This window comes from Brevibacillus formosus (assembly GCF_003013405.1).
Lineage (GTDB): Bacteria > Bacillota > Bacilli > Brevibacillales > Brevibacillaceae > Brevibacillus > Brevibacillus formosus.
In genome coordinates this window covers 305,492-317,377 of record NZ_PXZL01000030.1, presented here as the reverse complement: position 1 = coordinate 317,377, position 11,886 = coordinate 305,492, and the positions used below count along the sequence as shown (strand labels likewise).

Genomic DNA, 11,886 nt, shown 5'->3' with positions numbered 1-11,886 from the left:
GGTAGCATGCCCAGCCTTTCAATATCCTGAGGGGAGGTTGTCTTAACGCATCGATCGTACTTCTTTTATGATTGCCTCCTAACCTGCTCAACTTTCCCTAGCTTTCACCTCACCCCTTGGAGTAAACTCCAAGTCAAGGTCGACGTATTCGATTTCCAAAGTTGCAGCGGACAGGACTTTCTACGGATACCTTCCGTTATTACGAGAAAATTAGGACTGCTTCATTTTCGTTTGCAGTAATCGGAGTTTTCATAATGCCGTGAAAATGCGGTGCTTCTTGCAGTCAGATCAAGCGCTGCTGTCGTTGGCACTGATTTAACAAATCGGTAATGGTGGAACCATAGAGTTGAATGATGTCTCTATCGGGATAATGTCCTGCTTAAGGAGAAAGATGGATGCGTTCTCGAAACGCTAGTCTATGTGGATGGATGTAGACTTCTAAACCGTTTTAAGGAGCCGGCTTGGTCCCGATTACGACGGTAGCATCGAGCTCGTCAGACCTTGTCACCCGTGTAATCAGCCCGCAACGGTTGAAGATAGCGACTGTCTGAGGTGTCTGACGCTCGCTTGTCTCAACGAGTAAGTGCCCACCAGGAGCCAGCCAGAGTGGAGCTGCAGCCACTACTCGTCTCTGAACGTCAAGCCCATCCGTTCCCCCGTCGAGTGCTATTCTCGCCTCATGTATGCGAGCTTCGGGTGGAAGAAATTCGATGGCTTTGGTGGGGACGTAGGGAGCATTGGCAACGATGATGTTAATGCACCCCTTAAGGATTTTAGGAAGAGGCTCAAATAAATCGCCTTCGTAAACCCGACCGCCTACGGTAGTAATATTGCGACGGGTGCAATGCACCGAGGCTGGATCAATGTCAGTAGCATACAATTCGATCTGTTCCAAGTGTGCAAGAACCGCACCCACCGCCCCTGAACCGCAACAAAGGTCAAGCACGACCGACTTTTGACGGACGAGGGCGGCAGCTTGTCTAACGAGGAATGCTGTACGTTGTCTGGGAATGAATACTCCCTTATCTACAATAATCCGCAGTCCACATAATTCAGCCCAACCGATAATGTGCTCGAGAGGCATGCCAGATGTTCGTAGTTCTACCATGTCCGAAAGTTCAGTCGTTGTCCCTGCCGAGGCGATGAGGAGCCTGGCCTCGTCTTCAGCGAAAACACACCCAGCTTCCTGAAGTTTAGTGACGATGACAGAAAAAAATTGATCGTCATGAATCTCATTATTATTCAAAGACTAATTTCCCTCACTTCAGAATTAATGTAATTTTATGTATTTGATTTTATTCCATGTTAGGGGGCGACACAACACACGTTTTGAGTTCAACTGTATTTTTCCAATGCTTGTATTCTGTTGAAAATATTCGAAAAGAAAGGGCGCTCAAAAGCACCCAATGATGTTTAATTCGATTTACTAACGGAACCTGGAGAAGGACCAAAAACTGGGGCTAATCTTGACGGGTGCAGCTTGGAGCTAAGCCCAAAAAATTCACAGAAGTTCATAATAAGTGGGCTCCACTTCTCAGGATCGATGTAGTTGTTCTCGCCAGTCATTAGGATTTGTTCATCAATATGAACGCGTATTATCTTCACTTCAATAGCTTTTAAAGAGCTGGGCAGTTCAAAATTATGGACCTGCTCTACGATTGCCTCTAATTGAACTGGGCACTCTGCAACGCGTGGAGGCCTAATCAGGTCTGAATCTTGGGGAGTGAGCTTAGCCGTTTCGAATTTATTGGGTTCAAATTGGTAACCCACATTAGCCTTGCGCTCTGGGACAGGATTTCGCCCAGTAAGTAGAGCTAGACGGTCTACTGCATGAGCAAGATCAGACGAAGGAAGATTTAAAACACATTCGCGCTCGCGCAACAAATTGATAACGGTTTGAGATGTACTACTCATTCCGAGCATGCATGATTGATTCAGCCACCATGCAGAAGACATAGGGGCCAGGTTGACAGAATTGTCCTCATTTAATGTGCTGATGAGTACAACTGGTGTCCCAAAATAAAGAATTTTTGGCTCAACTACCTTATGCATAATCGCGCTCCCTCCACTTAGTAAAGAAAAGTTTTCATATCGTCTCAGATCAGAGACCTAGTTCAAATTATAATCAGTATTCTTTTCGTTATTTTGCTGTTTCATTTCGATTGAACCTTACACCAAATTACTTATGAGAAAGGGAGGGGGACGGAATAACAAAAAGGGGCAGTCCTAAAAGTCGAGAGACAATGGGACAAGCTCTTTTCTCTATATATACACAAAAAATATAAAAATCATTGACATGAGTGCTCAAATATGTGATTATCTACTCTGTCACTTATAATGATAATCATTATCAAACAATACTTCACACCAAACATCACGTGACAAGGAGAAATGAGCACATGAAAAAAAGAACACGAATCGTACTGGCCTGCTTGGTAGCAGTTGTCACAGCCGTATCGGCGGGTTGTGGAAGCAGCCAAACGGCTTCGGAAGCACCGAAGAAGCCTGAGACACGCGTAGTCAAGCATCTGATGGGGGAAGTGACAATCCCTGCGGAACCAAAGCGAATTGCAGACGTATCGGGAGCGGCGGAGGAGCTTTTAATTTTGGGACACAAGCCGGTTGCTACGGCCAATACATACAAGACAAAAATTATGTCCCACGTATCGGATAAGCTGACAGATGTAAAACCGGTTGGCTGGATGTGGGATGACTCCATCAATCTAGAAGCTGTGGTAGAAACAAAGCCAGATCTGATTATTATGAATAACCGCCAGCAAAAGATGTACGAGCAACTGTCCAAAATTGCGCCGACTGTCGTTCTGGAGACAGACATGGACAAGTGGCGTGATAAGTTTAAAGAAATCGGTCGGTTGTTTGGACAAGAAGAGGACGTCAACAAATGGCTGGCAGGGTATGACGAAAAGACGAAAGGCATGCGCGAGGAGCTCAAGCAGGCGTACGGCGACGAGACCTTTATGTTCCTGGCCGTAACGCCAAAATTGTTCCGCGTGTATGGGAACTATGGATATGCAGATGTGCTGTTCTCTGATCTCGGCCTGAAGCCGGCAGCCGGAACACCTGTTGATAAAACAATGGAAATGATTGAGCTGGAAGGACTGACGAATTTTCAGCCAGACCATATGTTCCTCGTCAATTTCGGCGGAAAAGCGGATGATGTTTACGCAGAACTAAAAAAGAGCCCAGTCTGGAAAAGCAACAAGGCAGTTCAACAAGGGCATCTCTATGAAGTAACCAATGAAACCTTCAACATCAAAGCTTTTGGCCCACTTGGAAAGGAAATGCTCTTAGAAGAGATTGGTAGCATGTTGCTGAAAAAGCAATAACTATGCGATAGACACAAAATGGGGCTATTCGAAAGTGTCGTGGATTTGATAACGTATATATTATTTCCGACTGCTTACTCATATACGATCCCCCTTGGCCTGCTGGCGCGAGGGGGTTTTTCTTTCGTGGGTGCAGTCAAAAAAATAGAGGTCATCTTGGCGGCACCCACGAAACACGGTGTTAACGCGAACATTTGGAGTGGGAAGAACAATGGCGATTTGACTGGAGGAATTTTTAACTGCTCTGACTGAATAAACTTGAGCCTGACTTAATGCTCAATAGGGCACCTGACAAATGTGATCACAAATCCCGTGAGATCTCCAGCGACGGCAACGTTCGTAACACTCTACATCCAATCGTACTCTTCTTGGGTCTAGATACGGGAGACATAGCGTTTCACAATCTTCATGGGGCGGACTTACACGTCTACATTCGTTCACACATTCTTGAAAGCTAGGAAGAAATTCAACCAATTGACCATTTACTTTCTTGAATCGCTGAGACTTAGATTTTTTCTTTTTCAAGTGATATCCCCTCCTGATGACGATCTAAGACAGTTTACGAACTCAACCATCCTTTTGATTGGCCAAATGTACTCATATCTCGAAAATGTATGTAAAATTCGGAGGGGACGGGGATTTGGAACTACTCTTTCACCGAGATTATTCTACTATCAATAAGGCGAGAAACTCTGTAAGAAACAGGAAGGAAGCCTTGGCGAGGCCAATAACGCGAAGATTGTAAATTCGTCTCTCTCCAATCTGTCATGCAGTAGACATATCCTTTTTTCTTCGCTTGGGCAAGTCCATGTAGCGTAAGTGCATAATTAATACCTTGCCCGCGATATTGATCTAGAGTACCAGCAACTCCTAATTCAACACAACGATCCGGTACATTCAGATTTACATGCCTTTTATCTAAGGGGAAATATCCTTGAAAAGAAACAATTTTTCCATCTTTTAAGGCGATCCAAAAATCTACATCATGATCATCAAGGAGGCCTGCATAACCTTTACGTAATTCCTGAGGATCATCACGTAAAGAATAACTAAAAACGGGTGCCTTATTTTGATGACTTCTAATTATATTTGCAATATCCTCTACCAAACTACGATCTGCTGGGGATGCCAAGCGAATTTCAACATCTGGAATGCTCAAGGGAAGGGGAGATTCCCGATCAAGTAATGAGAGCAATGCATGTGTTTGTTCAAAACCAAATCCTAAACGAAACCAAGAATGAAGTAATTCCGGTTGACTTGCTGGAATGAGTGCAAAATGACTGAAATATCCCTCATCTACCCATAGTTGTGAAGCCTCAGAATAAAGATCTCTATATAATTCAACGGAGGTATTGCGAGAAATTGCATGACCCTCCAAATTAATCCAGACATGTCGATCCCGAAGAGGATTTTCAATTTTTTGTCCAATTAGGTAACCGATTAATTTTCCATCTTCAATTGCTGCGACTCCGCTACTGTTTGGTTTTGACCATAACGTTTTGACAGCAGTCGTTGCATAGTTTTCATCTTCACATTCAATTGGTAGTACGGAAAGGATTTCTCGGTCTAGTATATGACGTTTGGACAATAGTTGCCCTGCCTCTGGGATTAACTCATCAGTAAATGGTATGAAATACATTAAATGGACACCTCTGATTTTTTTATCATCATAAGGCTACCCGCAAACTATTGCAATTAGTTTCCTTAATCCAACTGGTACAGAAGATGAAGCAAAATGAAAGATTCTTTTCTCGGTACAAAGCAAGCTATCATATTCTGGAAATATGTATTTTAACAAAACAAATCAAGCGATTCAGCATAGTCTGGTTGCTGTGATGCAGCAGGTTTGCTGATCGGGAAAGGGGTGGGTCTCTCTACATTTGGTGCGACCATTCAATGATTTCGCTATCGATCTGGGGGATAGCAAGCATTGGATAGTACACGCTTAAATGAATACAATCGAAATATAGTAAACCGATTAATAAGGGAGCTATACAGTGACGAGTTGTTAGGTTCCTAACATGATGATGTGAATGGCGTTAAGCCGCCTCGGGGGAAAGAACCGGGCGGCTCTTTTGTTGAAATCGTAGGTGAAGGACATACCACTTAAAAGTTTTGTCGTATAACAGGGTGTCCATATCTAACCTCTCCGCAATTACTACACTCTTTCTACTAAAGGGTAACGGGGGAGGATTGGACAAAAAGATGGGCTCAAAGCTCAATTATGCCAAGAGGGAGAAAAAGGGCAGCTTAGCCCCCAAAACACTGCACAGATATTAGCAATCATCACAGCTGACAGCAACAATTGTTAATAAAACGAAAAGAACCAAAACTAAAGCAAAATTGTCGTCAAAGAATCCCATCGATATCACCCCTTCAAGAGTATGAGGAAAGAACCTCAAACTCAAGCTATGCAAATTGAGGAGCTATGTAAGGGCGATATCACAGCAAGTGGAAAATTTGGGCATGTAATCAAATTGTTACTTGTCATGTCGAACCGCTCAAAAAAGTTAAATCAACAGGGGATATACGACAAAAAAAGGCTATTCCCTAGCCACATTCATGGCATTTGGGACAGCTTTCTTGGTACGACTTTATCGAGGGTAAGTGATCATAAGAACATGAATTTTATTTGAAAACGGTGTACGTTATCAAAGTTTCAAACCGGTTCGAAGGACTTGAAAATAATCTGAAGTGATTTCGTCTAAAGTAGATTCTATTTTCTCGTGATACTTCCAATAAATTAATTCTTCTGACTCAATATGCAGGACTTTTGAAGGTCCCCACAAAAGTGTAGGAATAGACAGGAAGATGTGTATTTTTCCATTATGTGTGAATCTGACATAGATAAGAGCTACTACCGTAGAAACGAGATAACTGAAAGAGAAAAGGATCGTGTCCCAGGTTGAGATGGTTCCTGGAATATCGCTTGAAAGAAGCGTTTTACAGGCACAAAGAATAAAGGACCAAAAGCAAAGGCCAGACCAATCATCATTTTGAAAAGACTTTTCATACTTTCTTCTCCCTGCTAAATACGTTTGTTTATTAAGACGAGGAACAGAAAGAAAACGATTCAATATAAAATGCAAATAAAACCAGTTATTTTCCATCATCCATCGCAAAGTTTGTGGAAAGTCTGCATGGCAGTGATACATGTCATTTGAACCCGGTCCGAAACTGTCGTATAATCAGGTATTATTGATGAATCACTAAAAGGGAGGCGATCTTGCAATGACGTCGGTCAATCGTAAAACGGAAATCATTTCTGCTGCCATTGAAGTCTTTGCTGAAATCGGATATTTCCGGGCAACGACAGCGCAGGTTGCAGAGCGTGCAAAGATTTCCCAGCCGTATATTTTTAAGTTTTTTGCATCAAAGGAAGCTTTGTTACTGGCAGCATTAGAGGCGTCGTGGGAGCGGATCATTGACTCTTTCCGACTTGTTGTGGAGTCCGCATCCAAAGAGCAATTGGAAACAGATTTAATCAAGACATATGAAAAGATTTTGGCTTCCCATCAAAATGAAATACTGCTTCAAATGCAGGCCCAGACGATTCAAGAGCCTTTGATTCGTGAGGCAATGCGCGAAGCATTTCGGGAGGTTCGTCAGATTGTCCTAACAGCTTTTCGCAAAGCGGGCATCGCGAATCCGGAAGAGAGAACGCTTATTTTCCTGGCAAGAGGAATGCTGTGTAATATTTCAGCGGCTTTGGACATGCCAGAATTGATGGAGGTGTAGCGGAGAAAAAATTGCGATAATTAGTTATTGACTAATCACTAACTAAAACGTTATAGTTCAAATTAGTTAGTGATTGATCAATCACAAATAAAACGAGTGGAGATGATCCGAAATGAAAAAAGCGATTGTAGTCGGGGCAACAGGCGGAACGGGAGCGGCAATTTTGGAAGAGCTCATCAATCGAGGCATTGAAACGATTGCTTTTGGGCGTTCTCAACAAAAGCTGGAGCAAATGGCGTCAGAACTGGGAAATCCAGTACATTTGTCACTGGCCGTCGGGGATGCATTCCAGTCTCAAGACATCGTAGCAGCATCGGAAGGAGCGGATGTACTCTTCCATTGTGCAAACGTCCCTTATCACGAGATGGTGAATAAGCTGATCCCACTTGGCGAAGCGATCATGGAAGCGGCGAACAAGAGAGGGTTGAAGGTTGTTGCGGTAGACGGCATTTATCCATATGGGAGAAAGCAGATGGAACCAGTGACAGAGGAGCATCCAAAGCAACCGCATACAAAGAAAGGAAAAATCAGATTGGCTTTTGAACAAATGCTATTGAGCAGTCGCTGGGATCATGCGCGAACGATGATTGTCAGACTACCGGATTATTATGGTCCCACTGCTAATCAAGCATCGTATTTGGGTTCGACACTTGAGGCAATTGCGGCTGGAAAACCGGGGCTTTTCATTGGGAATATGCATGTTCCTCGCGAGTTTGTTTATTTGCCGGATGCAGCGAAGATGATTGTAGAGTTGGCCAGCCGCGAGTTTGCTTATGGACAAAACTGGCATATCCCAGGTGGAGGTATCATTTCAGGTCGAGACATTGTCCGAATCGCTCAAAAAGCAAGTGGCACCGTGAAACCGGTCATTCCACTTGGGAAATTTGGTTTGTCTTTGCTGGGTATGTTCGTACCGGTGATGAAGGAGGTTGTCGAGATGCTGTACTTAACTGAAAAACCGTTAATCCTTAGCGGAGAAAAATATAAACGGCTTATTGGACCAATCCCAGTGACGAATTTCGAGGAGGGGATAACGGCAACGATCCAGCATTTGCAGAATCGTACTTCCATGAAATAAATGATATCCGTTAGTTATTGATTAATCACTAACGAAAGGTCTGCGCAATTCCTCCAAATATTCCTTTACAGGAATATTCCCCTTGGTGTATATTTTGGTTAACAAGACGATCACAATAACGCTGAAGGGGATGAGGTAAACGTAGAATCCATTATGTAACGAGGTGAGTGACATGTCAGGGATGAATCCGGACATGGACATGGCGACGCTGAGTGCTTTGGCTGAACCGAATCGAATGAAAATCGTAGAACTTTTGCGCGACGGTCCTCTAACTGTAGGGGAAATCGCTGACCAACTGGGGCTTCGCCAGCCCCAAGCCTCGAAGCATTTGAAGGTGCTTAGTGACAATGGAATCGTGGATGTAAAGGCCGAAGCCAACCGCCGATTTTACAAACTCAGGCCTGAGCCCTTCCGAGCGCTGGATACTTGGGTGAAGTCATTCCAGCGTGTTATGGAAGAGAGATTCGATAATCTGGAAGACTATTTGCGGGAACTGCAGGACAAGGAAAATGATTAAGATCCATTCAAATGGATGAGGAGGAATTACTATGTCAAGAAACGCAATGGTTTCAAGGGTCGAGAACGAGCGGGTGCTGGTATTGGAGCGTGTATTCGAGGCGCCGAGAGATCTCGTGTTCAAGATGTTTAAGGAGCCTGAGCATCTCAAGCGTTGGTGGGGACCGAGAGGCTGGGAAGTCCCGGTTTGTCATGTTGATTTCCGACCAGGTGGTGTTTGGCACTACTGCATGAAGTGCGTCGATAAGAATCAAGGTGATTTTTACGGGATGGAATCTTGGGGCAAAGGCGTTTATAAGGAGATTGTTGAGCCCGAGAAAATCATCTATACCGACTACTTTTCAGATGCAGAAGGCAACACAAATGATACCCTGCCTTCGACAGAGGTTATGATGGAATTCATTGATTTGGGTGGCAAGACGAAGTTGGTCAGCCGTTCTGAATATGTATCTGCGGAAGCCCTCAAAACGGTCATGGACATGGGCATGCTAGAAGGCATCACCCAAACGTGGGATCGTTTGGAAGAGAGTCTGAGCGAGATCAAGTAAGGGATGTATAGGAAAAGCCGCCTGGCATGGGGACCCGGCGGCTTTTTCGATTCGTTGCAAATTTATTTTACCATCAGCGTGAGAAAATCGTTCAGCTTATCCAGCGAAATAATATTTTGATTGCACGTCACACTGTCTTGGCAAATGTAGTTTCCTTTTTTCAAATACGTTCCATCCCCAGAACCTTTGGCTTCAAGGACGAACATGCCGATTTCCTCAAAGCGATTACAGAGCGCACAAACGCCTTTTTTGTTTACGTTTGTAAATTGGCCGTGTATGCCAATCAGTTTTCCTTCGTGGTAAGCGACAATAAATTTCTTTTCTGTCGCAGTGTCTAGCCAGCTTACATAAGAGGTTTCTGAAAAATTGATCTCAGCTAAATTCGAGACTTTAAGCTTCTTGACTTTTGGAAAGAGCTTCTTAATGGCAGACTCTGTGAGAGCAGGGAACGGAATCACAAACGGTGAAAGCTGATGCAAAAATTGCTTTCCTTCTGCCTTTTCTTTAATCGAGTCGATCGGTTGCAATATCTCTTTTTGTTCTTCCGTCATGTTTGGGAACAATTGAAAGATTTCTTCATGGGCGATTTCTTTGCGAGCACGAATCACGTTGACATCTGTACTGGTTGCATAGGCGTTCATGATTGCTTGAACGCGTGATTTAATGAAGTGATATTGATGCGTATGGATAAAAGGTTCCATCTTGCGGTTCCTCCTGTTTCTGTCTTGTAAGGTGGGTTCTTCTTTACTTTAACGTGTTTTCAAGAGAGGGGAAAGGGAGAGGACATTTCCCAAAAAAACTCGCCATAAAAAAGCACTGACAACCGAATTGGAAAGGTCGTCAGTGCTTTAAAAACGTTTATTTGGTATATACGATTTTTTTAATCGTCTCTGTAGACAAAAAGTATTCCTCAGCTAACTGAGAAATAGCCGTCCCGGCCCGGAAGCTGCTTTTAATAGCCGTATTCCGCTCATCCAGGAGTTTTCTCCCGCCAGTGCGCGTCCCCCATTTTTGATGGGTTACTTTTGTCTTCGGAATATAAATGGTTTCTCCTTGCACGTACTTTTGAATTTCTGCGAGTAACGATTCAGGAAGGATTAAATTTGCTTTCACACATTTCATTTCTGCTCGCTCCTTATTTATAGATAGGCAAATAAGGGGCAAAGCCAAGAAATAGAAAATGAGATACGCAAATGAAGGCGATGATTCGATTAAACGTAAGACCACCTCATGCAAAGTATCGCCTCACTATTTCTAGGCTTTGCATGAGCCGCTGCGGTATGTGGCAAATTGAGAGCATTCGCCATTGGTACACCCCCCTCGAGGTCCAATTTATAAACGGTTTCCCCTTTCCTTTTCGAAAAGGGAGCACTTGTAATTATATAAGAAAATGGCTTTTTTGTATAACGATACTTACGCAACGAAAAAGAAATGGAATGCTCATTTACAATCTTTTGAAAGTCAAATATAGTAAGGGTATCTAATGCCTTTTTTCAAAAGCGATTAGAAGGCATTATATCTCATCAAAACAAATTTCACGTTTGTGCATGATATCTAGTCTGTTCGGGATAGGTGTCTTCATCACAACGATAAATTTGGCCATGAGAAGAGAATTCTTCTTGTGGTCTTTTTTATTGGAAAGAAGGGATTGCTGAAAAGGAATGAATGATGACAAACAGCACAAACAATGGAATGGGAGGGTTTTACATGGGTGAATATCGATTGATTAGCGACTACAAGCATATAGAAACTTACAAGGAAAGCTTTAATGACCTGGCCAAGCAGATCTTTCAGCTCGATTTTAAAGAATGGGATAACAAGGGCTTTTGGAACGATAACTATGTCTGCTATTCCTTTTTGGATGGGGATCAGGTTATTGCTAACGCTTCTGCCAGTAAGATGATCGTGACATTCAATGGCAAAGATTATAAAGCACTTCAGATCGGAACGGTTATGACGCATCCTGCCTATCGCAACCAAGGCCTGGCAGCGAAATTGATGAACCATATTATTGAAACATGTGAGAAGGAATACGATTTTATTTATTTGTATGCCAATGATACCGTACTCGATTTTTATCCGAAGTTCGGCTTTGAAAGAGTACAGGAAAGTAGTTTTCGCTTATTGGTGTCCGATTTGAAGAAGCTAGTGGAACAAAAATCGGTCTTGCGCAAGCTGGATGTTGATAATGAGGCTGATTTTATCGTCATGAAGGAATTTGCTGCTAAAAGAATCCCCGTTTCATCGAGACTGGCCGTCAAGGATAGCGAACATCTGTTGATGTTTTACTTTCTGCTCGTTTTTCGGGATGCGATCTATTATGTCGAAGAAGAGGATGTGATTGTCTTATTTGAACGAGAAGACGACCAACTGCATGTATTTGATCTTGTAAGTAAAAAAACAGTGGATATAGAAGCGGTCATTTCTCATTTGGTAATGGCTGAGACAACGATCATTCACTTTTACTTTATGCCGGATAGTGAGAATGAAAAGATCCAATCTGCATGGATGACAACGGCCGATGATGTCTTATTTGTTCGTCCCTCGTTAAAAATCGAGACAGAACATTTTCGTTTTCCGCTTACTTCACACGCATGATTTGCTTCTTAGTGTAACAACACCTATCGAAAAGGATGTTATATCAAAAAAAGTTGATTTA

General features: G+C 43.0%; 13 protein-coding genes. 7 read left to right on the top strand and 6 right to left on the bottom strand.

Annotated features, from left to right (window positions below; genetic code table 11):
* Positions 1-448: 448 nt before the first annotated feature.
* Both C7R91_RS24090 and C7R91_RS24085 read right to left on the bottom strand, forming a co-directional pair.
* The gene (locus C7R91_RS24090) at positions 449-1,246 is read right to left on the bottom strand and encodes a putative protein N(5)-glutamine methyltransferase (RefSeq protein ID WP_047067696.1); all 798 of its coding nucleotides are present in this window, start codon (positions 1,244-1,246) and stop codon (positions 449-451) included.
* A 167-nt stretch (positions 1,247-1,413) separates the two neighbouring features.
* Complete coding sequence (locus C7R91_RS24085) at positions 1,414-2,052, bottom strand: flavin reductase family protein (protein ID WP_047067694.1); 639 nt, start codon at positions 2,050-2,052, stop codon at positions 1,414-1,416.
* Between the two features lie 347 nt (positions 2,053-2,399).
* Here C7R91_RS24085 and C7R91_RS24080 point away from each other — a divergent pair, with 347 nt between their 5' ends.
* The gene (locus C7R91_RS24080) at positions 2,400-3,347 is read left to right on the top strand and encodes an ABC transporter substrate-binding protein (protein WP_047067691.1); all 948 of its coding nucleotides are present in this window, start codon (positions 2,400-2,402) and stop codon (positions 3,345-3,347) included.
* Between the two features lie 126 nt (positions 3,348-3,473).
* Positions 3,474-3,599: a hypothetical protein gene (locus C7R91_RS29815; protein WP_255322433.1), complete on the top strand. Its 126-nt coding sequence runs from the start codon at positions 3,474-3,476 to the stop codon at positions 3,597-3,599.
* A 394-nt stretch (positions 3,600-3,993) separates the two neighbouring features.
* Here C7R91_RS29815 and C7R91_RS24075 read toward each other — a convergent pair whose 3' ends face one another.
* A complete protein-coding gene (locus tag C7R91_RS24075) occupies positions 3,994-4,986 on the bottom strand; it encodes a GNAT family N-acetyltransferase (protein WP_047067690.1) in 993 nt (330 codons plus the stop codon).
* 637 nt (positions 4,987-5,623) lie between these two features.
* Positions 5,624-5,710: a sporulation protein YjcZ gene (gene yjcZ / locus C7R91_RS24070; RefSeq protein ID WP_083995000.1), complete on the bottom strand. Its 87-nt coding sequence runs from the start codon at positions 5,708-5,710 to the stop codon at positions 5,624-5,626.
* An 868-nt stretch (positions 5,711-6,578) separates the two neighbouring features.
* Here yjcZ and C7R91_RS24055 point away from each other — a divergent pair.
* The 4 genes from C7R91_RS24055 to C7R91_RS24040 all read left to right on the top strand — a co-directional run bounded on the left by C7R91_RS24055 (position 6,579) and on the right by C7R91_RS24040 (position 9,227).
* A complete protein-coding gene (locus C7R91_RS24055) occupies positions 6,579-7,085 on the top strand; it encodes a TetR/AcrR family transcriptional regulator (RefSeq protein WP_047067686.1) in 507 nt (168 codons plus the stop codon).
* Positions 7,086-7,197: 112 nt separating this feature from the next.
* On the top strand, positions 7,198-8,163 hold the full coding sequence (locus C7R91_RS24050) for an SDR family NAD(P)-dependent oxidoreductase (RefSeq protein WP_047067684.1): 966 nt from the start codon (positions 7,198-7,200) through the stop codon (positions 8,161-8,163).
* A gap of 172 nt (positions 8,164-8,335) precedes the next feature.
* On the top strand, positions 8,336-8,680 hold the full coding sequence (locus C7R91_RS24045) for an ArsR/SmtB family transcription factor (protein WP_047067682.1): 345 nt from the start codon (positions 8,336-8,338) through the stop codon (positions 8,678-8,680).
* A 31-nt stretch (positions 8,681-8,711) separates the two neighbouring features.
* Positions 8,712-9,227 (top strand): SRPBCC domain-containing protein, encoded by a 516-nt coding sequence (locus C7R91_RS24040; RefSeq protein ID WP_047067679.1) that lies wholly within the window; start codon positions 8,712-8,714, stop codon positions 9,225-9,227.
* A gap of 62 nt (positions 9,228-9,289) precedes the next feature.
* Here the strand turns inward: C7R91_RS24040 and C7R91_RS24035 are convergent, their stop codons facing one another.
* Both C7R91_RS24035 and C7R91_RS24030 read right to left on the bottom strand, forming a co-directional pair.
* On the bottom strand, positions 9,290-9,928 hold the full coding sequence (locus C7R91_RS24035; RefSeq protein ID WP_047067677.1) for a FusB/FusC family EF-G-binding protein: 639 nt from the start codon (positions 9,926-9,928) through the stop codon (positions 9,290-9,292).
* Positions 9,929-10,085: 157 nt separating this feature from the next.
* Positions 10,086-10,349: a CD3324 family protein gene (locus C7R91_RS24030; protein WP_007718970.1), complete on the bottom strand. Its 264-nt coding sequence runs from the start codon at positions 10,347-10,349 to the stop codon at positions 10,086-10,088.
* Positions 10,350-10,934: 585 nt separating this feature from the next.
* Between C7R91_RS24030 and C7R91_RS24025 the strand changes: the two genes are divergently transcribed.
* Positions 10,935-11,825, top strand: coding sequence for a GNAT family N-acetyltransferase (locus tag C7R91_RS24025; protein WP_047067675.1), 891 nt, complete (start codon positions 10,935-10,937; stop codon positions 11,823-11,825).
* Positions 11,826-11,886: the final 61 nt, after the last annotated feature.